The sequence below is a fragment of the Nocardia sp. NPDC058658 genome (genome assembly GCF_042716665.1).
GTDB lineage: Bacteria > Actinomycetota > Actinomycetes > Mycobacteriales > Mycobacteriaceae > Nocardia.
Genome location: NZ_JBHXRR010000006.1, coordinates 49869 through 72393 on the forward strand (window position 1 = coordinate 49869; position 22525 = coordinate 72393).

At 66.5% G+C, this 22525-nt stretch carries 20 protein-coding genes; 8 read left to right on the forward strand and 12 right to left on the reverse strand.

The window, feature by feature from the left end; all coding sequences use genetic code 11:
- Positions 1-35 precede the first annotated feature (35 nt).
- Both ACFWUP_RS11965 and ACFWUP_RS11970 read right to left on the reverse strand, forming a co-directional pair.
- Complete coding sequence (locus ACFWUP_RS11965; RefSeq protein ID WP_379233390.1) at positions 36-725, reverse strand: response regulator; 690 nt, start codon at positions 723-725, stop codon at positions 36-38.
- A complete protein-coding gene (locus ACFWUP_RS11970; protein ID WP_379233392.1) occupies positions 722-2041 on the reverse strand; it encodes a sensor histidine kinase in 1320 nt (439 codons plus the stop codon). The genes ACFWUP_RS11965 and ACFWUP_RS11970 overlap by 4 nt, the downstream gene beginning before the upstream one ends.
- A gap of 156 nt (positions 2042-2197) precedes the next feature.
- Here ACFWUP_RS11970 and ACFWUP_RS11975 point away from each other — a divergent pair, with 156 nt between their 5' ends.
- Genes ACFWUP_RS11975 through ACFWUP_RS11985 form a run of 3 tightly spaced genes read left to right on the forward strand, consistent with a single transcriptional unit; the run spans position 2198 to position 5761 of the window.
- The gene (locus ACFWUP_RS11975) at positions 2198-2521 is read left to right on the forward strand and encodes a hypothetical protein (RefSeq protein WP_379233394.1); all 324 of its coding nucleotides are present in this window, start codon (positions 2198-2200) and stop codon (positions 2519-2521) included.
- Positions 2522-2549: 28 nt separating this feature from the next.
- Positions 2550-3272 (forward strand): ABC transporter ATP-binding protein, encoded by a 723-nt coding sequence (locus ACFWUP_RS11980; RefSeq protein ID WP_379233396.1) that lies wholly within the window; start codon positions 2550-2552, stop codon positions 3270-3272.
- Positions 3269-5761 carry an FtsX-like permease family protein gene (locus tag ACFWUP_RS11985; protein ID WP_379233398.1) on the forward strand — a complete coding sequence of 831 codons (2493 nt, stop codon included), beginning with the start codon at positions 3269-3271 and terminating at the stop codon, positions 5759-5761. The genes ACFWUP_RS11980 and ACFWUP_RS11985 overlap by 4 nt, the downstream gene beginning before the upstream one ends.
- A 276-nt stretch (positions 5762-6037) precedes the next feature.
- Here ACFWUP_RS11985 and ACFWUP_RS11990 read toward each other — a convergent pair whose 3' ends face one another.
- Positions 6038-8443 carry a protein kinase gene (locus ACFWUP_RS11990; protein WP_379233400.1) on the reverse strand — a complete coding sequence of 802 codons (2406 nt, stop codon included), beginning with the start codon at positions 8441-8443 and terminating at the stop codon, positions 6038-6040.
- Between the two features lie 154 nt (positions 8444-8597).
- Between ACFWUP_RS11990 and ACFWUP_RS11995 the strand changes: the two genes are divergently transcribed.
- Positions 8598-9494: a hypothetical protein gene (locus ACFWUP_RS11995; RefSeq protein WP_379233402.1), complete on the forward strand. Its 897-nt coding sequence runs from the start codon at positions 8598-8600 to the stop codon at positions 9492-9494.
- A gap of 10 nt (positions 9495-9504) precedes the next feature.
- On the opposite strand, the gene ACFWUP_RS12000 is transcribed toward ACFWUP_RS11995, so the two are convergent.
- On the reverse strand, positions 9505-10170 hold the full coding sequence (locus ACFWUP_RS12000) for a response regulator (protein WP_379233404.1): 666 nt from the start codon (positions 10168-10170) through the stop codon (positions 9505-9507).
- Positions 10171-10399: 229 nt separating this feature from the next.
- Positions 10400-11563 (reverse strand): sensor histidine kinase, encoded by a 1164-nt coding sequence (locus ACFWUP_RS12005; protein ID WP_379233406.1) that lies wholly within the window; start codon positions 11561-11563, stop codon positions 10400-10402.
- A gap of 167 nt (positions 11564-11730) precedes the next feature.
- Here ACFWUP_RS12005 and ACFWUP_RS12010 point away from each other — a divergent pair, with 167 nt between their 5' ends.
- Together ACFWUP_RS12010 and ACFWUP_RS12015 are read left to right on the forward strand one after the other, a co-directional pair.
- Positions 11731-12486 (forward strand): hypothetical protein, encoded by a 756-nt coding sequence (locus ACFWUP_RS12010; RefSeq protein WP_379233408.1) that lies wholly within the window; start codon positions 11731-11733, stop codon positions 12484-12486.
- A 40-nt stretch (positions 12487-12526) separates the two neighbouring features.
- Positions 12527-12961, forward strand: a complete 435-nt coding sequence (locus ACFWUP_RS12015) for an SRPBCC family protein (RefSeq protein WP_379233410.1) — start codon at positions 12527-12529, stop codon at positions 12959-12961.
- Positions 12962-13012: 51 nt separating this feature from the next.
- On the opposite strand, the gene ACFWUP_RS12020 is transcribed toward ACFWUP_RS12015, so the two are convergent.
- The 3 genes from ACFWUP_RS12020 to gatC form a co-directional block, all read right to left on the reverse strand.
- A complete protein-coding gene (locus ACFWUP_RS12020; protein WP_379233412.1) occupies positions 13013-14641 on the reverse strand; it encodes a hypothetical protein in 1629 nt (542 codons plus the stop codon).
- A gap of 184 nt (positions 14642-14825) precedes the next feature.
- Entirely contained in the window at positions 14826-16244 is a 1419-nt protein-coding gene (gatA, locus tag ACFWUP_RS12025; protein ID WP_379233796.1) for an Asp-tRNA(Asn)/Glu-tRNA(Gln) amidotransferase subunit GatA, read from the reverse strand.
- A gap of 151 nt (positions 16245-16395) precedes the next feature.
- Positions 16396-16689, reverse strand: a complete 294-nt coding sequence (gene gatC, locus ACFWUP_RS12030) for an Asp-tRNA(Asn)/Glu-tRNA(Gln) amidotransferase subunit GatC (protein WP_379233414.1) — start codon at positions 16687-16689, stop codon at positions 16396-16398.
- A gap of 236 nt (positions 16690-16925) precedes the next feature.
- Here gatC and ACFWUP_RS12035 point away from each other — a divergent pair, with 236 nt between their 5' ends.
- The gene (locus ACFWUP_RS12035) at positions 16926-17576 is read left to right on the forward strand and encodes an amino acid-binding protein (RefSeq protein WP_379233416.1); all 651 of its coding nucleotides are present in this window, start codon (positions 16926-16928) and stop codon (positions 17574-17576) included.
- 36 nt (positions 17577-17612) lie between these two features.
- Here ACFWUP_RS12035 and ACFWUP_RS12040 read toward each other — a convergent pair whose 3' ends face one another.
- The 3 genes from ACFWUP_RS12040 to ACFWUP_RS12050 all read right to left on the reverse strand — a co-directional run bounded on the left by ACFWUP_RS12040 (position 17613) and on the right by ACFWUP_RS12050 (position 20004).
- The gene (locus ACFWUP_RS12040) at positions 17613-18128 is read right to left on the reverse strand and encodes a GNAT family N-acetyltransferase (RefSeq protein WP_379233418.1); all 516 of its coding nucleotides are present in this window, start codon (positions 18126-18128) and stop codon (positions 17613-17615) included.
- A gap of 93 nt (positions 18129-18221) precedes the next feature.
- Complete coding sequence (locus tag ACFWUP_RS12045) at positions 18222-18566, reverse strand: hypothetical protein (RefSeq protein WP_379233420.1); 345 nt, start codon at positions 18564-18566, stop codon at positions 18222-18224.
- A 262-nt stretch (positions 18567-18828) separates the two neighbouring features.
- On the reverse strand, positions 18829-20004 hold the full coding sequence (locus tag ACFWUP_RS12050; protein ID WP_379233422.1) for an ATP/GTP-binding protein: 1176 nt from the start codon (positions 20002-20004) through the stop codon (positions 18829-18831).
- A gap of 327 nt (positions 20005-20331) precedes the next feature.
- Here ACFWUP_RS12050 and ACFWUP_RS12055 point away from each other — a divergent pair, with 327 nt between their 5' ends.
- On the forward strand, positions 20332-20685 hold the full coding sequence (locus tag ACFWUP_RS12055) for a hypothetical protein (RefSeq protein ID WP_379233423.1): 354 nt from the start codon (positions 20332-20334) through the stop codon (positions 20683-20685).
- A 15-nt stretch (positions 20686-20700) separates the two neighbouring features.
- Here the strand turns inward: ACFWUP_RS12055 and ACFWUP_RS12060 are convergent, their stop codons facing one another.
- Positions 20701-22452 carry a protein kinase gene (locus ACFWUP_RS12060; protein WP_379233425.1) on the reverse strand — a complete coding sequence of 584 codons (1752 nt, stop codon included), beginning with the start codon at positions 22450-22452 and terminating at the stop codon, positions 20701-20703.
- Between the last annotated feature and the right edge of the window lie 73 nt (positions 22453-22525).

The following is a 22525-nucleotide window of genomic DNA, read 5'->3' on the forward strand; positions in this document are numbered from 1 at the left end:
GCCTCCCACTTCTGGCAGGCCCGTGGACCTGCTTCTCAGTAGGAAGATTCTCCCGGTGTCACCACGCCATGGTCAAACGCGAACACGATCGCGGCGGCCCGATCGCGCAGGTCGAGCTTGCCGAATATGTGTCCGACGTGGCTTTTCACCGTCACTTCGGAGATACCGAGTTCGGCGGCGATCTCGCTGTTGACCCGGCCCGAGGCGATCAATTCGAGCACTTCGTACTCGCGGGCGGTGAGATCGCCGAGTCGGCGATCGGTGCGGGTACCGACCGGTTTCACTGTTCTGTACGCGGTGAGCACCCGTCCGGTCACCGACGGGTCGAGCCACGCGCCGCCGCCCGCTACTGTCCGCACCGCGCGGATCAGGTCCTCTGCGGGCGAATCCTTGAGCAGGAACCCCGCGGCGCCCGCGCGCAACGCTCCGGAGAGCAACTGATCGTCGTCGAAGGTGGTGAGCACGAGCACCGGCGGAGCATCGGGGCGGGCGCGCAGCAACCGGGTCGCATCGATGCCGCCGACCCGTTTCATCCGCAGATCCATCAGCACCACATCGGGTCGTTGCGCGGCGATCGCGGCCGCCACCTCGTCGCCGTCGGCGCATTCGTTGATGGCGAACCCGTCGCGACGGCGCAGGATCCGGCGCAGTCCACCGCGCACGAGTTCCTGATCGTCGACCACCAGCACGGTCACCACCTGCTCGATCGGCGAAGCGGTCGTCACGGTTCCTCCTGGGTTCTGCTCCAGAGCTTGCTCGGCAGCACGCTCGACATGCACGAGCCCGATTTCAACGGGAAGCCGACGCGCACGGTCCAGCCGTCGTCGCCGTTGCCCGCGGTGATCTTCCCACCGAGCAGTTCGGTGCGTTTACGCATGCCGCGCAAGCCCATTCCGGTGTCGCGGCGCGGCGCGGGCCCGAACGGCAACGGATTCGACACGACCAGCATCGCCGCCTCGGCCGTCACGTCGAGGCGGACCGTGGCGGCGGTGCCCGGCGCGTGTTTGATGACATTGGCCAGTGATTCCTGGCCGATCCGGTACAGCGCGTGGCCGATGGCGCCGGTGACGGTGGCCAGCTCGCCGGTGCGGGTGTAGTCGACGGTGAGTCCGGCGCGGCGGAAGTCGCCGACGAGTTCTTCGATATCGCCCGCGCCGGGTTCGGGGGCCGTGAGCGCCGGTCCGGCATCGAGCATGCCGACCGTTCTCCTGATATCGGCCATGGCCTGGCGGCCGAGTCGTTCGGCCTCGACGAGCGCTTCCACCGCCTCGGCGGGGTCGTCGTCGGTTTGCAGCGCGCGCCGGGCGGCGGTCAGGTGCAGCAGGGTGATCGAGAGGGAATGGGCGATCACATCGTGGACCTCGCGGGCGATCCGGCGGCGTTCCTCGTCGGCCGCCTGGCCGGAGCGGATGGCTTGATTCTCGCGCTCCTGGTAGAGGAATCGACGCTGGTACTGCAGCATCACGCCGCAGAATGTGCCGAGCAGTATGCCGATGGCATACATCGGGAGCCCTTGCAGCCGCTGCCCCGACACCCCCCAGTGCAGGTGCCCCGCGAGGTCGAACGCGAGCAGTTCAGCGAACGCGACCGCGGCGAATCCGATGGAGATTCCGCGCGAGGCGATCGCGGCTACCTCACCGGCGACGATCACCAGCACGAACGGCGCGAAGTCGTTACTCGTCGGCTGCAGCAGGAACAGCCCACACGAGAGCAGGGCGCTCGACTTCAGCAGCATGGGGTGCGGGCTCACGCCGAAGAGCGCGTACAGCGGGATCGGCAGGAATGCTGCCGCCATCGCGATCAGCGGCAGCGGGTTGGGGAAGTAGGAGTGCCGCTGGATCACCGCCGCACCGGTGACCACCAGCAGCGCGAGGTCGGCCCCGATGATCACGGCAGGCGGATAGTCGTAGGGCAACGCTTCGAGGCGCTCGCGCACGGTCGCCACGAACCGTCTGCCACCGCTCATCGTCCGGGCGGACAACCGCTGCAGGCGGCTCTGCCGACCCGGCGTCTTCGCGGGGATGGCGTGGCTCACATCCATGGTGTAAGGCTAGTCGCCACGCGCCGGGCGAGCATCGTCCCGGAAACGGGTCCGATCTCCTACCCAGGTAGGAGAACAAGTCGGGTCCCCGGCACGACGATTCGGCCTTTCGCCGGCCGTAGCGTTTGGATCACCCGCTCACGGAAGGTGAAGCCCATGACCTGGACCGACCTGCACCACCGCACCGAGATCGTGCACACCGTGCTCGCCAGGGCCGCGATCGACCCGCACGACCCCGCGTTGTTCGACGGCCTCGGAGAGCTCGACCAGCTCTTCGGTGGCGTCGAGGGACTGCTCCTGGCACTGACCAACCGCTGGGACAACCATCTGCACGTCAAACTGGAGCTGGCCGAGATCGACGGCCGCACCCCGGTGGAGGCCTATCTCGAGCTGGCCGCCGAACAGCCCGCGCTCCGTGCGCTTCTCGACGCGCGTCCGGCGATCGGGCACACTACCCGCGACCGCGCGCTCGCGCGCTGAGCGACGAAAAATTTTGGGGGACAACGATATGCCGGACATAGAATCGTCGCAGCAGCCGATGCTGGAGCTGACCCGGGTGGTCAAGCAGTATCGGGTCGGTGATCAGGACGTGCGTGCGCTCGACGAGGTGAGCATGCGGATCGAGGCGGGCCAGTTCACCTCGATCATCGGACCGTCGGGTTCGGGCAAGAGCACCCTGCTGCACCTGCTCGGGGCACTCGACCGCCCCGATTCCGGGTCGATTCGCTTCCGCGGCAGCGAGATCGGTGATCTCGACGAAGACAAGCAGGCCGCGTTCCGGCTCGAACAGGTGGGGTTCGTCTTCCAGTTCTTCAACCTGCTGCCCACCTTGTCGGCATGGGAGAACGTGGCCGTCCCGAAACTGTTGGACGGCACCGGATTACGCAAGGCCAAGCCGCGCGCGCTGGAACTGCTGGACCTGGTCGGGCTCGGCGATCGGGCCCAGCACCGGCCCGCGGAACTGTCCGGTGGGCAGATGCAGCGGGTGGCGGTGGCGCGGGCGCTGATCATGGATCCGCCGCTGATCCTGGCCGACGAGCCGACCGGCAACCTCGACTCCAAGACCGGTGCCGCGATCCTCGCCCTGCTGGGTGACATTACGGCGCAGGGCAATTCGGTCGTGATGGTCACCCACGACATGAACTCGATCGACTACTGCGACCGGGTGATCACGTTGCGCGACGGGCAGATCGGCGCCGACGAGCTGTCCGCCACCCGGGTCGACGCATGATCGCCGCGGCATGGGATCGATTGCGGCTGTTCAACTTCGGGGAACTGCTCCGCCATCCCGGCCGGACCCTGATGTCCGGTGCGGTGATGGGGGTGTCGGCGGCACTGATCGTGGCGGTGCTGAGTATCTCCGGCTCGGTCACCGGGTCGGTCGACAAGCTCACCAAGGGCCTGGCGGGCAAGGCCGAGCTCGAGATCACCGGCATCACCGACGCGGGCTTCGAACAGTCACTGCTCCCCCGGATCGCCGCCACACCGGGGGTGGCGACGGCGGTGCCGATGTTGCGCAGCACCCTGGGCGCGGGCCCCGACCGGGCGCTGCTGATCGGCACCGACCAGACGAGCGCCGCGCTCGGCAGTGATCTGGCCGGGCCGATGTCGCAGTACACCACCAAGCTGATCACCACCGAGCGCGGCGTGCTGGTCGGCCCCGCCATGGGCCTGCGCGAAGGCGACCCGGTGCGGATCGGGGCAGGCACGGCGACCGTGGCCGCCGTCCTCGACTCCGAGGCGACCGATCGGCTCAACGGCGGCCATCTGGTGGCGGGTCCGCTGCCGCTGATCCAGTTGCTCACCGACCGGGTCGGCAAGCTCGATTCGGTGCAGATCGTGGTGGCACCCGGCACCGATGTGGGCGCGCTACGGACCGCGCTCACCGAAGCCGTGGACGGGCGCGCGGTGGTGGCCGAACCGAGTCTGCGCACCGCGCAGGCCGGTGGCGCGATCCAGATCATGCGGTATTCCACGCTGATGTCGTCGGCGGCGGCGCTGATCGTGTCGGCGTTCCTGATCTACAACGCGATGAGTATGGCTGTGGCGCAACGTAGGCCGACGCTGTCGCTGTTGCGGGCGATCGGCGGCAAGCGCGCGCCGATGGTGCGGGATCTGCTCGCCGAGGCGGCACTGCTCGGGCTGATCGGCGGGGCGATCGGTGCCGGGATCGGTGCGCTGATGGGCCGGTTCGCGATCGGCAGGCTGCCCGCCGCGATCGTGCAGTCGGTCGAGGCGCGCACCGAGTTCCAGGTGCCGAATTACGCCATCCCCGTGGCGATTACCGCGTGCGTGGTGGCCACGGTGCTGGCCGCCTCGATCGCCGCGCGACAGGTGTACAAGGTGGCCCCGGTCGAGGCGCTGGCACCGGTGGAGGCCAGCGATGCCGCGGCCACCGGCACCGTGCTGCGCTGGGTGGCGCTGGCCGCGGGGCTGGTACTCGCCGCGACGGCCGTGGTGATCGCCTTCCTCGATCTCGGGCGGCTGTCGCTGGGCGCGATCACGACCTCGTTCACCGCGACGGTGTTCCTGTGTTTCGCCGCCACCGGTCCGATCGTGCGCGGATCCGCGGCGATCGCCCGCTGGTTCGGCGCGCCGGGCGCACTCGGAGCCACCTCGCTCGAGCGCGCGCCGCGGCGGGTGTGGGCCACCGCGATGACGGTGATGATCGGGGTCGCGGCGGTGGTCGCGCTCGGTGGGGCGTCGGGCAACATGGTGAAGTCGGCCACCGATTCGTTCCAAAGTTTGGGCGACACCGACCTTTACGTGAGTCCGAGCCCGGTCGAACAGTTCCCGACCGGTCCCGTCCTGCCCGCCGGGTTGGCCGAACGGGTCGCGACGGTGCCCGGTGTCGAGCGGGTCAACCCCGCCCAGATGGCCTTCGCGACGATCGGCAGCGGCCGGGTGATGCTGCAGGGGTATCCGCCGAGCACGTCCGACACCCGCCTCGGCGCGGTGGACCCGGCGGTGATCGATCAGATGGAGCGACGCGAAGGGGTGGTGATCACCCGCGATGTCGCCCGCTCGCTGTCACTCACCGCAGGCGACGAGATCACCATGCCCACACCATCCGGTGAGCGTAAATCAACTGTGCTGCAGGTGATTCCGTATTTCACCGCCGTGTCCGGGGTGGTGATGATGAACCTCGACCAGATGCGGGAGTGGTATCAGCGGCCGGGCGAAACGATTCTGTCGGTCCAGTACGCGCCCGGGGCAGACCCCGCCGCGGTTCAAGCCGCGGTGCGCGCGATGGTTCCCCAGGAAATCCATGTCGACACCGGCACCACCATGGTCGCCGCGATTTCCTCGAGCGTGCAGCAGGGTGCGGCGATGAGCAACATGATCCTGTGGATCGTCGTGCTGGTGGCGACGGTAGCGTTGCTGAACACGCTGATGCTGTCGGTCCTGGAGCGGCGCAGGGAACTGGGGGTGCTACGCGCCATGGGCACCAACCGCAAGTTCCTCCTGCGCTCGGTGCTCGCCGAAGCCGCCGGCATCGGATTCATCGGCGCGGCAATCGGACTCGTCGTCGGCATCGCGGTGCAGTACCTGGCCACCGTGGCGATCGGTCACGCGATGACCATCGACATCGTCTACCGCCCGAGCCCGCTGATCGCGCTCTACGGCGCGGTCGCCCTCGGCCTGGCGCTGCTGGGGTCGATCCCGCCCGCCCTGCGCGCGTCCAGGATGCCGATCGTGGCAGCGTTGGCCGTGGACTGAGGTCCGTTGGGCTGGAGATTCGTCGCCGCAGCGGTCGGGGGGTGTACCCGCCCAACCGCTGCGGCGGCGAGATCGATGTGGCGGTCATCCCTTGGAGAGCCAGGGTCGCGTTGTGCCTGCGGCGAATACGAGAGCTGCTTCCACCGCGCACTGCGCGGCTGGACCGACGGCTGAATGTTCTGCGGCCAGGCGCAGCCGCTCAGACCGGGACGCCCTCCCACCACGCACTGCGCGGCTGGACCGACGGCCGAATGTTGTGTGGCCGGGCGCGGCGGGTCAGAGCGGGACGTCCTCCCACCAGGCGATGACCTCGTCCTGCGCCGAGGGGCGTGGGGCGCCGTTGACACCGCTGCTGCCCCGGCGGCTCACCGCGACAAGGTAATTCGCGCGATCGTCGTCGTCGGGGAAGCTCACGACCTGGTACGCGGTCTGCGTTCGCGCGCTGCCCGGGTCGCCGACGGCCCAGCGCTGCACCGAGTACGGCACCCCGTCCTTGTCGCCCGCATCACGCACTGCGCCCGGCAACGCCTCCACCACCGATCGTGCCTGCCCCGCGTTCCCGTACTCGAGTACCAGGTAACTCACGGCACCGGCCTGGTGGTCCACGCGGTCGCACTGCCACGCGGTGGTGATCGGAGTCCACTGCAGCGCAGGCTCTTTCCACGCCAACTCGCTGACAGCGCGCACCCCCATGCACCGCGCTCCGCGATACCCCACCCCTTCACCGTCATCGCCCTGGGGAACCAACGTCGGAAAAACCCGCCGACTCTCCGCGAACGAATCCGCGACCTCCGCCACCGAACTCGACGACACTTTCGCGCCACCCTCGGCATCGAGATCGCCCTCGTCGTCCGGCAACACCACCACAACCAACGCGACCACAAGCGAGATCAGCACCAACACCAACGCCACCAACACAACCCACCCGAACCGCTGCATCCCCGACACCCGCCGAGGCACCGGCCAATACGGCGCCCAGTGCCCCCGATGCCCCGGCGGCACCCCACCCTGCTGCACCGAACCCGGTTGCTGCCCGAGATTGCCCGGCTGAACCACACCCCCCAGCTGCCCCGCACCGCCCGGCTGAACCACACCCCCCAGCTGCCCCGCACCGCCCGGCTGAACCACACCCTGCTGCCCCGCACCGCCCGGCTGAACCACACCCTGCTGGACCGCGCTGCCCTGCTGGACCGCACTGCTCGACTGGACCACCGCGCCTTGCTGCCCCGCACCGCCCGGCTCCGCCGCGCCCGGCCGACCGGGCTGCCCAGCCGCACCCTGTAGCGGCACAGGTCCCGCTGGGGCCGCGTTCGGTGGTCCCTGGATCGACGTCACCTCGGTCAGCGCGACCGCGTTCGCCGCTTCCAGCTCCTCCGCATCGCGCGTCGCCAGCACATCGGTCGCCGCCGTGGCCGATACCTCGTCGGCGTCTGCCTCCGCACCGAGGGAGCGCTCCACCGCGGGTTTGTCCAGAGATACCGGGCTGGAAGGCATTCCGGCATCGGGTGCGGCCGGGGAACCTTCGGCGGAGCTCGCCGAATCCACGGGTGCTGACGGTTCGGCAGGCGGACCGCCGATCACATCATTCGAGGAAGGCGCATTCGCAGCGGGAACCCCGGGCGATTGCGCACCGGCAGCCGGGCGCTGCGGCGCAGGCGGAACCGCTCCGAACGGCCGGGACGGTGGTTGCCAATGCGGTTGCGGCACAGGCTGTACGGGCGGGGCCTGGTACCCCGGTGGCATCATGCCGGGCTGCGCGAAGGGCGCGCCTGATCCCGGCTGTTGCGGCGCAGGCGGGTAGTAAGCGGGGGCCGGATTCACCGGCGGCCGTGGAAGGACCGGTGGCGTCTTCGAAGTCAGCGCCTGCCGCGCCGCATTGGCAAACGCCGCACACGAATCGAACCGGGCCGCAGGATGTTTCGCCATCGCCGCCGCCAACACCGCGTCCATGATCGGCGGCAGGCCCGCACGGCGCAGTGCCAACGGTGGCGGCGGGCCGTAGAGGGTGCCGCGGATGATCTCGTTCGGGTCGGCGGAGTCGAACGGTGCCACCCCGGTGAACAACCAGTACAGCGAACACGCCAGGGAGTACTGGTCGGAACGGTGGTCGAGTTCGGCGCCCGTCATCTGCTCCGGCGACGCGTAAGCCAGTGTCGCGGTGAACATTCCCTGCTGCGTCAGGTGGGTGGAGTCCGCGCGAAGGCGGGCGATCCCGAAGTCGGTGAGGAACACCCGCTCGCCCTGCCCACCGCTGGACCGAGCCAGCAAGATGTTGGCGGGCTTCACATCTCGGTGCAGCACTCCCCTGCTGTGCGCGTAATCCAGTGCGTCGGCGACACCTTCGATGATCTGCACGGCCCGCTCCGGCGGCAACGCCATCGGATCGACAGTCGCGGCGTCGATCCCGTCGACGTACTGCATGCTGATCCAGAGTTGCTCACCCTCGGTCCCCCGGTCGAACACGGTGACGATCCCCGGATGGTCGAGCCCGGCGGCCAGATCGGCCTCCCGTTCGAACCGGGCCCGAACCCGCTCGTCGGCGAACAGATCCCGATTGAGCAGCTTGAGCGCGGTCAGCCGATCCAGGCGCGGATGCCGGGCCAGATACACCGTGCCCATACCGCCCTGACCCAGCATCGCCTCGATGGTGAACCCGGCGAACACCTCACCGATGTCGTGCACAACGACCCCCTTCCGACCGTGTGACCACGCTCATTCGAATTCTCGCCGAAAATCGGTGAAACTTACTAACAGTCGTCCGGGAGTTTCCGGACGCGCTCGACGAGAAGTTTGCACCGCCGGAGCACGCGCAGTGGGTGGTGGGGAGGATTCGGTGGTGAAGACGACCGGAACGGCGGCCGCCTGTCGCAGGCTGCTGCTCTGTGGGGTGCTGGCGTCCGCCGCACTGTCCACCTCGTGCGCCACGCCGGGCACCCCGACGGCGGTGAGCGCGCCCACGGTCACCGTCAACAGCGAAGACGCCTGGCACCCCGGCCTGTCCATCGGACTGCCCGATTCGCTGGCCGCGGAATTCACGCTGCTGCAGTCGAAGCTGCCGGGACAGGTCGGCATGGCGTTGATGCCGGTCGGCGGCGGCCGGATGACGATCTACGGCGACTGGTCCACCGGCATCGCCTGGTCCACGATCAAGATCCCGCTGGCGGTCGCGGCGTTGCGCCACGACTCCGACCAGTCGATCTTCGAGATGGTGCAGGCCGCGATCACAGTGTCGGACAACGACGCCGCCGAAGGCCTCTGGGAATCCCTCGGTGACGCACCGGAAGCCGCCGACGCCGTGCAGCAGGTCCTCGACGAGGCGGGCGACGCCGCCCCCGGAAAGGGCTCCACCCGAACCGAACTCGACACCACCGCCTTCGGCGGCACCGAGTGGTCGCTGGCGAACCAGGTGCGATTCGCGTCGCGGCTGCCGTGCCTGCCCAACAGCGAGGTCGTCACCGCGCTGATGGGCGAGATCACCGAAGAACAGGGCTGGGGGCTCGGCCTGCTCGACAACACGGAGTTCAAGGGCGGCTGGGGCCCGGACGACGTCACCGGGGTCTACACGGTGCGCCAGTTCGGACTCGTGCCCGTCGGCAGCGGACAACTCGCGGTAGCCCTTGCGGCACAAGCCGATTCGGGTTCGTTCGACGACACCACCGCACTGCTCGACCGGATGGCGCTGCTGCTGTCGCGGCACCTGCCGAACCTGCGCGGCGGGGTCTGCCCGCGCTGAGCGCACCGGCTCAGCCGGGAACGACCAGGCCGGATTCATACGCGAGGACCACCGCCTGGGCGCGATCGCGCAGCCCGAGCTTCGAGAACACCTTGGAGACATGGGTTTTCACGGTCTGCTCGGCCACGAACAGTGCCGCGGCGATCTCGGTGTTGGACAACCCCTTCGCCACCAGTTCCAGCACCTCGCGTTCGCGCGGGGTGAGCGTGCCGAGCGCGGGCGCAGGGGTGGCGCGCACCGTATTGCGCCTGCGGGTGACGTCGGCGATCAACCTGCGAGTGATGGTCGGGGCGAGCAACGCCTGCCCGTCGGCGACCACCCGCACCGCCCGCACCAGTTCCTCGGCGGGCGCGTCCTTGAGCAGGAACCCACTAGCACCGATGCTCAGCGCCTCGTAGACATAGTCGTCGATATCGAAGGTGGTGAGCATGAGCACCCGCACCGGCGGATCGAAATTCGCGGTCAGAATCGCACGCGCGGCATCGAGACCGTTCATCTCCGGCATCCGCACATCCATCAGCACCACATCGGGCCGCAACCGCTTGGCCTCGGCCACCGCGACTTTCCCGTCGGGTGCGTCACCGACGACGCTGATATCGGTCTGCGCGCCCAACAGGGCCCCGAACCCCTGGCGAACCATCGCCTGGTCGTCGGCGATCAACACGGTAATAGCCACTCGACCACCCTAATAGGCGCCGACGCGAAGCGTTCCTCAGCTGCGCACGGCCGGAGCGAAGGCGGAGGTACGCCTAATGCGCGCCGACGCGATGCGTTCCCCGCTGCGCACGGCCGGAGCTACGCCTGAGCACGAACGTTCGCCCGGCGTAATCGCACAATCTGCCTCGATTCAGTCAGAAAACTGATTCTCGAGCGTCGTTGTGCGTGATTACGCCGGTGTCAACCCGCTAGAGCGTCGGCAACATCGCCGAGACCTCGAATCCCCCACTGGGAGTGGGCGACGCGGTGAGTTCACCACCGACCGCACCGACCCGGGTGCGCATCCCATCGATGCCGTGCCCACCGCCCGCACTCGGCAGCGCCACCGTGGCGGTCGCCGCATTGTGCACACTCACGCTCACCACCCCCGGATCCACCGCCACCGCCACGTGCACCGCCGCCCCCGGCGCGTGCCGCGCGCAGTTGGCCAGCGACTCCTGCACGACCCGGTACATCACCAGTCCGGTCGTATCCGGCACCGATCCCAGATCGCCGCTCACACTCCACTCCACAGGCAGCCCCGCCCGCGCGGCCGACTCGCACAGCGCGGGCACGTCCGCCGCGCGCGGCTGTGGCGCGTGTTCGGGGAGTTGACCGTCGCTGCGCAGCACCCCGAGCATGCCCCGGATCTCGTTGAGCGCGGTCCGGGCGGTGGCGCCGATGGATTCGAATTCGGCGCTCGCGGCCGGGTCGAGATCGGCGATCCGGTAGGGCGCGGTCTGCGCCTGCACCACCACCATGGACATGTGGTGGGCGACCACATCGTGCAGGTCACGGGCGATGCGCGCCTTCTCCTCGAGGATCGCCCGACGCGCGCGCTCGAGTTCGGTCACCTCCTCCTGCTTTTCGAGCTTGCGCCGCGAGGCCAGCAGTATCCGCACGAGATAGCCGAACAGCGCCAGCCCGCCGAACCCCATCGCCCAGCCCCACAGCGGACCCGTCCCCGAGCCCGGCATGGTTGTCGCGAACAGCATCGAGGTGGCCGCCCACGCGACGACCACGATCGGCACCGAGGCCCGCAGCGCCACCGCGAACAGCAGCACGAACAGCACGATGATGTGCACCACTTGGAAGGGCAGGTCGTTGCCCTCGGTCGGTGCCATGCCGACCGAGAACAGCAGCGCGGCCCCCGCGGAGATCGCCCATCCCATCGCCGGGTTGACCCGCACCAGCAGAATCGGGAACACCGCCAGCGCCGCCAACAGCGGCGCGACCACCGGCGACACCGAATGGGTGACGAACAGCGTCGGCCACGCGATGCTGTACAAAACCAGCGCGACCAGCACCGTTGTGAAGTCGAACCAGGTCTGCGCGGATACTCGTCGCCCGGCGGTGGGCAGTGGTGCGGTCATGACAACGAGAGTACGAACCGTCCGGTCAGCGGACCTCATACCCACGAACCGAATGCGACCCCCTACCCTGGTGTGACCCCGGCGCCGGGTCTGCCACCCGCGCGCCCCGATAAACAAGTCCGCAGCGGGATGCCCGCCGCGAGACCCGCTCTTTACCGTCGGAGGCCATGAACACCCCGCTTCGCCCGGTGCCCGCCGCTTCCGCGGCCCGTACCGCAGATTCCGCCTCCGCGCCGTCCCCCGCTCCCGCGCAACACCGCCGTCGTAGCGGTGTCGCGCTGTGCACAGCCGGGTTGGCCATGGCCGCGGCCGTCGTCATGTCGGCGCCCGGCGCCATGGGCACCACGCCCAGCGGAACGGAGAATGTCGCCGCCGCCGAGGCGGTGCGCGCGCTCGTCGACGACAGCCCGGACGCCACCTCGCTCATCCCCCGCGACTTCGGCTTCAAGTTCGGCTACGACCCCGCCCCGCAGGACGGCCTGCTGGTGAACCCGAACGGCGGCTGCTCCTCACCGGTGACGCTGCCCGCCGAGTTCGAGTCGGCCTGCAAGGCGCACGACCTGGGCTACGACGTGCTGCGCTACGCCGAGCGGGTCGACGAGCCCCTCGGCGCCTGGGCGCGGCGCTCGGTGGACGCGGCACTGAACCGGCGCATCCACGCCTCCTGCGAGCTGCGCGACGACGAGTTCTCTCGCGCCCGCTGCAGCGTGATGGCCGATATCGCCTTCACCGCCGTGGACGTGAACTCGCGCCGCCAGGAGTACGCCGCCCCGGTGGTCGAGAACGTCTTCGCCCAGACCGACCCGGCCGACCGCCCCAACCTGTGGCCCCTGGCCCGCACGGTCCTCGGCTTGTTCGCGGTGACCGCGGCCTCCGCCGTGATCATCGACGCCCTACGCAAGTTCCGTCGCCGGTTCGCTTGATCCGGTTGCCGAAAACTAGAACATGTCCTAGTTTTCACGCATGTCTCTAGTCATCGACGAAACGATCGAGATCGACGCACCCGCCGCGAAGGTGTGGGAGGTGCTCACGGATTTCGAGCGCTACGGCGAGTGGAACACCTTCTGCTACGAGGCGTCGAGCACCCTGGAACCCGGCTCGACCATCGACATGCGGGTCCAACTGGGCAGCAACCGCCGCCCCCAGCGGGAGTGGATCCGCACCCACACGCCCGGTGTGGAGTTCAGCTACACCATGAAGCCGGTGCCGCTGGGCGCACTGCACAGCCTGCGCTCGCACACCGTCGTCCCCCTCGGCCCCGACCGCTGCCGCTACGAGTCCCGCTTCACCCTCGCAGGCTGGCTGAGCCCCGTGGTGAACCTGGCCCTCGGTAAGGACCTGCGCGCGGGGTTCGGCGCGATGACAGCGGGCGTCGGCAAGCACGCCACCGGTATATAAAGCTGCGGCCTTCCGCAACAGCTCGGGAACAAGGCGCCCAGCGGGCTTGAGTCACAACTTCGGCCAGCCCGTCGGACCTGTCAGCGCAGCTGCAATGATTGCCGCGTAGGCGACAAATCCGGAGATGTATCCAAAGATGGCTTCGCCCGGACTACGAGGACCCGGCTCATTAACGGGGGCGCCACCCAAACTATCCTCATTGTCCACAAATCCTGCCCACAGCAACACAACCGCAAACATAACAGCGGACGTAATCAGAAAGCAGACCAGATCAGCGGTGCTGTTATTCGGACGAAAAATTACACACGCTATGCAAGTGCCCATCCCAAGAATGGTAACCATCAGCACTTCGGAAATCGGAAACATGTTTTTCTTCATAAATGAGATGCTTGCACGATCAGCTAGGAATGAAACCGATTCCGCGAGACTTGGAGCGGAGGTACGCATACCCAACGGTAGGGTGAGATTATGAACTTCAGCTCGCCGATACGTTCGCCATTTTATCTCCAACAACCTCATTGCATTTCGTTGCGCGTGCAGCCGGGTTGCCGTAAATCCGTAGCTGATCGCAAAGAATGAACCTAAAGTCTGGACAATGGTATAATATTCGTCTTGATTCCTTCCGTTAATTGTAAATATTGCAATCGCGCAGATTGTGGCGACCATCATTAGTATCGCTACATTCATCAAAGGCTCGATTGTCAAACCGAGTAGCGCATTTGCAGCGAGCACGATAACCCCGCCGACAACAACGCTCGTCGGCACCGGCTCCCCCGTTTGATTCGCGACCAGCAGTGCAGACATCAACGGCGCGAGAAGCCACGGGACAGTTGCGAATGCGTTGTCCGTTTTTGCTACCCCCATGTGGAACAGGATTCCCGATGCCGCCCAAAAAAATCCTGCCATCGCTAGGTCAGTGAGCTCTGGCATACTTACAGCGTTAAGTGAAAAACTGCCAAAGATATACATCACTGCCATCGCAACAGCAGCGAAAACAGCAGCGACAAGGCTCCGGATGCTCTGCCACGTCGGCTGGGCCCGCAAGTCCGAACCAGTCGAATTCAGGAAAAGTTGGTGCGACACTACAGTCAGGCCTTGGCCCAGCGCGCCCAGGAAGGCAAAGATCAGCGCGAGCCCAGGGTTTGATCCCCCCTGACTACCGACAACAATAACAACGAGTCCCAGTACGGCCAAGAATGCCCCCGAGAGCCGGATACCCGTTACCTGGTGAAAGCGTGGCACCATCCTGAGCAACATGAACGATGCGAAAACCGGCCAACTGTTGATCAGCAGCACGACCGTAGCACCATTTCCCTGGGCTATGGCCAGTAGGAACAATAGATTGCTGACAGCCATAAAAAATCCATCCATCAGCATGAAAATAAGCGACCTTTTCGTCGTCATAGCAGCCTTCACCTGGGCTATGCGGTTCGAAAAGTTCCCGAAGTCCACAACGATCATGACGACGAATGCAAGCAGACCCTTGCTGAGGTTGATCAATACAGTAGCGTACACCGCTTGCGAAAGCGTAAATGCATGAAACTTTATAAAGTACACCGGAACGAATGCCCACGAGAGGGCCGCCAGCGTCACAAGGATCAATGGCATGAGACCACGCCACACGGATGTCTGAACTGGGTTCATTTGCTGCCTCATTTTGCCCAGAGCAATCTTGCTCACTATCGACATTTGAAATACAACTTCTGAGCGATGTACGTCTGTCGACCCCCCGGCAGCAATCCATATTCTAGCCAATTAAGACCAGTGTACCCGACACTGGTGCGACTAGCATTGCTATGGTTCTACCGGAAGACAAATTGAGGATGCGGGTACCTAGCCAGGAGACTCATGCCGATGTCAACCGTCAGTAAGACAAAGCCTCTGACAATTTGCGCGCCGCAGCGAGCACCAAGCCATCACGTCCCTGACGGCCGGATATCTGCACAGCGAGCGGTAGACCAGCTGCATTTCTACCGACAGGAATGCTGGTAGCAGGCGTACCCGCCAGCGCAGCAGGGACACTGAATACGTCAGATAGATACATCTGGACCGGGTCGGTGACCAAATCACCCAGTTTCCACGCAGTGGTAGGCGATACTGGCGAGATCAAGATATCAACCTCGTCGTGCACTGCATCGACCTCCGCTGCGAGTTTGTGGCGTACCGACTTCGCCTGCAGGTAGTACTTGTCCTGATAGCCCGCAGAGGATGCAAATGTCCCAAGGATAATCCGACGCTTTGCCTCAGACCCAAACCCTTCAGTTCGAGTTCGTGTAACCATTTCTTCCCAGTCAACCGCTGCTAATTCGCGATACCCATATCGCACGCCATCGTATCGAGCAAGATTGCTTGCCGCCTCAACCGAAGCCAAGACATAATATGCAGACAAAGCATGTCGGGTTGTCGGCAGCGACACATTTCGTATTGTCCATCCAAGTGTTTCGGCTGCGGACGTTACCGATTCGACCGCCGCAAGAACGTCTGCACTACAGCTATCTGTCAAATACTCTGCAGCAATGCCGACACGAACTGAATCCGGACTTTGAACCTCGGAAAAATCAATCGGGATCGACGTCGAATCCTTACCGTCTGCACCACCGATAATTCCCATCAAGGCTGCGGCATCTTCGACCGAATTCGACAGCGGACCGACTTGGTCCATGGATGATGCAAAGGCGATCACTCCAGAGCGGGATACGCCACCATAGGTGGGGCGGTGCCCGACCACTCCACAAAAGGCCGCGGGCTGCCGAACGGAACCCCCGGTGTCCGTCCCCAATGCCCAAGGTACGAAACCCGCCGATACCGCCGCCGCCGATCCGCCGCTCGATCCGCCTGGAACATAGTCCAGGTTCACAGGGTTGGCCGTCGGATGGAATGCCGAATTCTCGGTACTGCTACCGAACCCGAACTCATCCATGTTGGTCTTCCCAACGATGAGTAGCCCTGCCTGTTTCAGGCGATTCGCAACCGTGGCGTCATACTGCGCGGTGTAATTGCCAAGAATTTTTGAGCCCGCCGTCAGCGGGAGTCCTTGCACGGCAATGTTGTCCTTGACCGCGATCGGCACACCAGCGAAAACGGGAACGTCCTGACCCGACTCGCGAGCGGCATCGATCCGCAACGCTTGCTGCTCGAGGAGGTCGCGGTCGACCTGTGAGATGAACGCGCGAACCGCGTGCTCCTGCGCGTCGATCCGACTGAACGTTTCACGAATGAGGTCAACGCTACGGAGTCGTCCCGAGTTCAGTTCGTCTGCAAGCGCCGTGGCGGTCCTGGGCATGGTCACCGACTCAGACTAGCGGACCGAGACATCGGCTCGACGTCTCGCCCTCGCTGCATCACGAGGCCCGGAGGTCTACTCGGCGTCCTCCCGGTTCGATCAACTGCAGCTGGTTTGAGTGGGTAGGTGAAACGTCCCGGAAACCACGACTCTACTCCGCCTCCCCGAGGATCCTCGGAACCATGAACCGCTGATCCTCGACTGCTGGTGCCTGCGCTAGGGCTTCTTCTGGAGTGAAGCCAGGCATGACTTGATCCTCCCTTGTCACGTTGACAACCGTGTTCAGTACAGATCGCTGCTCGTCGTCGGCAACCTCGGCAATCGTCCGAACATGGCTGAGGATCGAGTCCAACTGACCTGCGAACTGCTGAAGCTCGTTGTCAGTCAGGGTGAGTCGGGACAACCGGGCCAGGTGGGCGACATCATCGCCGGAGATTTCAGGCACCGTGCGACCCCTTTCGACTAGGTGAGCGCTGTTGCTGAGGTATGCAACAACGAGGGGACCCCAGCCTACCGAGACGCTGTTCGGCGCCTCAGGACGCACCCGCATCACACGAAAGTTCGCGCATGTCACGCAGAAGGGGTCATACTTCGGGTCGATAACCCGCGTTCAGGGGTGTAAGTATTGCTTCACCGGGTATTCGTCTCGAACAGCCCCGGCCGGCAAGGAAAGGAACGCACGTGTCATACCTGCTCCGCGTGCAACTTCCGGATCGACCGGGAAGCCTCGGCTCCCTCGCACTCGCCCTCGGGAGGGTCGGCGCGGACATACTCTCGCTCGATGTCGTGGAACGCGGCGCCGGCTTCGCCATCGACGATCTCGTCGTCGAAGTGCCCACCGGCGCACTGCCCGACACCCTCATCACCGCCGCGGAATCGGTGCGCGATGTGAGCGTCGACTCCATTCGCCCGTACTCCGGCGTGCTCGACACCCACCGTGAGCTCGAGCTGATCGACCAGGTCGCCAGCGCTCGCGACGACCGCCTCCAGGTGCTCGTCGACGGTTGCCCGCGCGTGCTGCGGGTCGGCTGGTCCACGATCATCGGGATGGGTCCGGCCGGTGCGTACCGCATCGTCGGCAGCCCGAGTGCGCCTGAGACACAAGCGGGTTCGGCTCCGTGGATGCCCATCGAGAAGCCGATGTGGCTCGACGGTGAGGCCGCCTGGGTGCCGGAGATCTGGCGCGACATGGACACCAAACTCGCCGCCGCACCGCTGGGCAACACCGGCCGGGCCCTGCTGCTCGGACGCCCCGGGGGGCCCGACTTCCGCCCCTCGGAGGTGGCGCGACTCGGCTACCTCGCCGGGATCGTGGCGACCGTCCTGAACTGATCGTCGCCACCGAAACCTGTTGCGTATCGGCGGGGTTCAGCTCAGCGCGAGGCGCATGACCATCAGTTGCAACCCGTCGTGGGTGGCCCAATCACGTTCCGGGACACCGACAAAGCCGAGTCGCTCGTAGATGCGGTGCGCGTCGACCATCGAGAACATCGTGGTGAGCGCGACCGCTTCGTAGCCGCCTGATTTCGCCTGGTCGACGACGGCGCGCACCAGCGCCGTGCCCACCCCGAGTCCACGCGCCTGCTTCGAGACCGCGAGCATCCGGAATTCGAGTTCGCCGGGCCGGGCGATCTCCGCGTAGGTCGTGCCGGGCTCGGCGACGGTCAGCGAGCCGACAACCTGGCCCTCGTGGACAGCGACCAGAACCTCGGCCTCGGCCGCCCGGTGTGCGACGGCGGCGAGCTCCTCAACGTAGTCGTCCCCGTCGGCGACGTACCCGTCCCCCACGTACACATCGACGGTCAGCGCGGCGATCGCGTCGTACTCATCGGGGTGAGCGGGACGGATCTGCAGTCCGGTGGCCTGGTCTCGGTTGCCGTGCATCCTGGCATGATCGCACCCGCGCGGATGTGAGCTCGACCGCACCCGGTGATGCTCACCGTGTGGCCGGACCGGTCGAGAGGTGCGGCCCGGCGGTCAGGAGCCCAGGTAGGGGCGCTGGCCGGGGTGGTCGGGGTACCAGTCGTCCGGGTCGCGGGGTGAATAGGCGACGGTGAGGTGGTCGCCGATGGCGGGCCAGTGGGCCGCGTCCCAGGCGAACCGGCGGTAGACGACCTTGCCCGCGACCGTGGGGCCGGTGAGGGTGCCGGTGATCGTCACGTAGTGTTCGCCGGTCATCTCGGGCAGCGGGCTCACCCCGCTCACGGCGAGCGTCCCCTGCTCTGGGTTCGCCCCGCGGTTGCGGTTGCGTCCGGCGAAAACGGCCCCGATTGTCACCACCAGCATCGTCACCAGCACAACCGCCATCACCACTTCGAGCATGCGCCCATGCTAGCCCGGCATTTTCGACCACTTCGACGCCGTTGAGTCAGACAACTGATTCCAAGGGCGCCGATTGGTCGATTACGCCAGTGTCCGGTGCCCATCTGCCCCGCTGCGAGCGATTCAGGCCCAGCGGCGCCTCGGCGAACGACCGGAGCGTCCCGCGATTCGCGGACCGCACTACGACGAGACGACCTGGCCCGGAGCATCCCGCGATTCGTGCCTGCACTACGACCTGGCCGCGCCTGTCGCGGCGACTCACTTACAGCGGTGTGAGCTCGCTGACCCCCTGCTCGCGACGCAGCTGCCAGACCGCGGTGCGGGTGCGCTGGGAGCGACCGTTGCCACGGTCGATCAAGGTGCGGTTGGCGGTGGTGTAGATCAGTTGGGCGCCACGGGCATTGGTTTCGGGGTTCTGGAACAGTTGGACGAGGCGGTCGGTCTCTTCGACCGGCAGGCCCGCGCCGAGATCGTCGACCGCGAGCACCTGACCGGTGTCGAGGGCTTCCAGCATGGCGGGCAGTACGCGCAGCAGCGAGCGGGTGGCGGTGGATTCGTCGGCCAGCTCGAACGGGACGTCGATGCCCTCGTGGACCAGGCTCAGTCCGGCCCCGCGACGGTCGACCATGCGCCGGTACAGCGCGTCACGGGCCGCGCGCAGGGTGCTCAGTTCACGGTCAACCAGGATCTGCTCCGGGTGGTCGAGATGCCCTGCCAGCGCACCGATTTCGGTGTCGAGGTCACGCAGGTAGTCGGCGTACATCGGATCGTGTTCGGCCACGAGCAGATCCTCGATGCCGAGATCGGCGGTGCGCAGCAACATCAACAGCCGCGCGGCGTTGTCGGGCGAGCGGGAGATGTGGCTGCCGAGGTCGTGCGCGAGCGCATCGACGTCGACTTCGCCTTGCTGCACAGTGAGATTCGCCGCGAACCACCGATACGCGGGCACCAGCGCCTCGGCATACATCTGCCCAGCCAGACTCAACAGCAGCGCGTTCGGCCGCACCAACGGCACCAGCGCCGCCACCCCGTACCGAGCCGCCTCGAACATCGGCCCGATCTTCACCTCGTCACCGTTGCGCTCGAACACGATCCGCTTGCGCGAGCGCGGATGCGTGTACAACCACTCCGCCACCACATCGGCATTGCCGAGCTGGAACCCGTAGGTATAAGGCACACCTTCGGCGACGAATCCCGCGACGAATTCCGTTGGGCGATCAGCGAACCCGAGATGCGGTCGTCGCACAGGGCCCGCGTACGGATCCCACCCGCTCACCGAATTCAGCACGGCATCACGCATCTGCCCGAGCGCGTCGATCAGACTCGTCTTCCCGGACGCCGCCACCCCGTGCACGGCGGTAACCGGCACCGCCAGCGGCCCGGCCCCCTTGGTCAGGCGCAACTGCTGAGCCTCGGCCAGCGATCCATGATTGGTCACCTGAAAACTACGCAGCAAAGGTCCACCTCTCCGAGATTCTTCGCAAGACTAGGGGACGTCCGACCCCTACGACGCGGCAGACCGACGTGTCCGCCGATTCAGCGGCCGGCGGACTCTACGGCGGGGTGCGGGCAGTCGGCCGGGGACACGATGGCGCACGCCCGTCGCGGGACGGTTCGGGCATTGAGATCGCGGCGAACCTGCCTCGGCTGCACCCGGAGACGGCCAACCACCGGGCAGGTTCGGTGCGAACACATTAAGGTGCTGAGCACTGTGGCTGGTTGGTCGCACGTCAGGGATTCGGCGACGAGGATGGGTGCGCGTGTTATGGCGGTTCGGATGATGGTTCGCGGAGTTGTCGTTGCGGCGGTCACGGCGGGAGCGTTGGTTCCCGCGGCGCTGATCAGTGCGCCGAGCGCGATGGCTGATCCGTGCCCGAACGGGACCGCGCGGGTGTTCCTCGGAAACTCGACCAACTCGTGTCAGGGTGCGGGCTCGGTTTCGTACACCGATGGTCCGGTGTCGAAGGTGTGCTCGATGTCCGGTACCGATGTGACAGTGGAGATTCGGACCAACATCAAGAAGCGGCCGCTGCGCACCCAGGAACTCACCAACGGGCAGTGCGCGTCGTTCGATATCAAGACCCAGATCGGCAACACCGTCACCGTCACCCCGAACTGACCGTCGCGCGGCCGGTCACCGGCCCGGGTGCCGCCACAGCGCCATCAAGCCTGTTGTCACGGCGGTGATCGCCACGATGCTGTAGACCACGGCGCCGGGCACGTCGGGGACGTACGGATAGATGGTGGTGTCCCGCAGGATCTTGAACTTCAGATCCCACGAGTGCAGTTGCAGCGACTGCAAGATCGTGATCCCGACCAGACCGGCGCTGCCGAGGGCAACCGTCCACCGGCCGAATCCCTTCCTCGCCAGCAGTCCGGCCGCGCCGATCGACAACAGGACCGCGACGGCGGCCACCCCCAGGGTCAACACCGCGAGATGCTCGACCGGCAGCGGGCCGTACCCACCGGTCATCTGGTACGACGGCGAACCTTCGGACCTCGCGCGGATCTGCGTCCACAGTCGGTACGCCCCGAAAGCCGCGTACAGGCCACCGGCGAGCGCGGCGCAACTCAGTGCGATGACCACCCGACCTGACCGCGTCGGGCGGCGGGCCGGGTTTCGCTGGGCACTTCCGGATCCGGCCTGACGCGGCGCGCGCGAATCCCGGGACACCGACGCGGAGCGCGACACCGACCGATCCGGCCGCTCCCGTTCGTCCGGCCGTACCCGTTCGTCCGGCCGCTCCCGTTCGTCCGGCCGTACCCGTTCGTCCGGCCGTACCCGTTCGTCCGGGCGTACCCGAGGCGGGGTGCGTGGCGCGGACGGTTGTCGCGCGGCCTGGTCCCCCGGCGCGACCCTGTCCTGCGGCAGCGGGAACGACGTCGGGTGGGCAGGACGTGAACCTCGCATCGCGGGCGGTGCGGGTCGCGCCATCGCCGCGGACAGTTGCCGTGGCCCGAGCGATTCGCGCGGCACGGTCCGGGCGGACGCCGTCGCCTGCTCGTGCGGCGCGACCCGCGTGGGTGCGCGCCGGGCGTCCATCGATGCCCCGTCGACGGCCGCGACGGCCGCTGCGGAGAAGTCGGCGCAGGTGGCGAAACGGTCCTCGCGGCGTTTGGCCGTGGCGCGGGCGATCACGTCGTCGAGTTGCGGCGGGGCATCGTTGCGCAGTCTGCTCAGCGCGGGCAACGGCTGTGCCAAGTGGGCGGCGACGACCTCACCGGGGCTGCGCCCGGCGAAAGGGGGACGTCCGGTGAGCAACGCGAAAAGAGTGCAGGCCAAAGAATATTGGTCGGCACGGTGATCCACCGGGGCGCCGCCGAGCTGTTCGGGGGATGCGAAAGCCACAGTGGCGGTGAACATTCCGGTGGCGGTGAGTTCGGTGGTGGCATCGAGCAGGCGGGCGATGCCGAAATCGGTGAGTACCGCCCGCTCGTCACGGCCGGTGTCGGGTGCGGACAACAGGATGTTGGCGGGTTTCACGTCGCGATGCAGGACTGCGCGACTGTGCGCGTAGTCGAGCGCGGACGCCGTCTCCGCGACGATCCGTAAGGCCCGCGCCATCCCGACATCGCGTGGATCGAGGGCCGACGCGTCGGTGCCCTGCACGTACTGCATGGCGATCCACAGTTGCCCCTCGTGCATCCCGCGATCGTGGATACCGACGATGCTCGGATGGTCCAGGCGGGCGATCGCCTGCGCTTCCTGCTCGAACCGCCGTCGTAGGTCGCCATCGGACGACACCTCGGGAGCGAGCAGTTTGAGCGCGATCCGACGCTCGAGCCGGGGATGTCGGGCCAGGTAGACACTGCCCATGCCGCCCTTGCCGAGCGTTCCCTCGATCGTGTATTCGGCGAAGGTCTGGCCCTCTACGAGCTGAACCACTCCGCCCCCATGCTTCTCCTCGAACAGGTATACGGCCAGTGTAGTCAGACGACCCGATCCCGCTGTCCGCGTT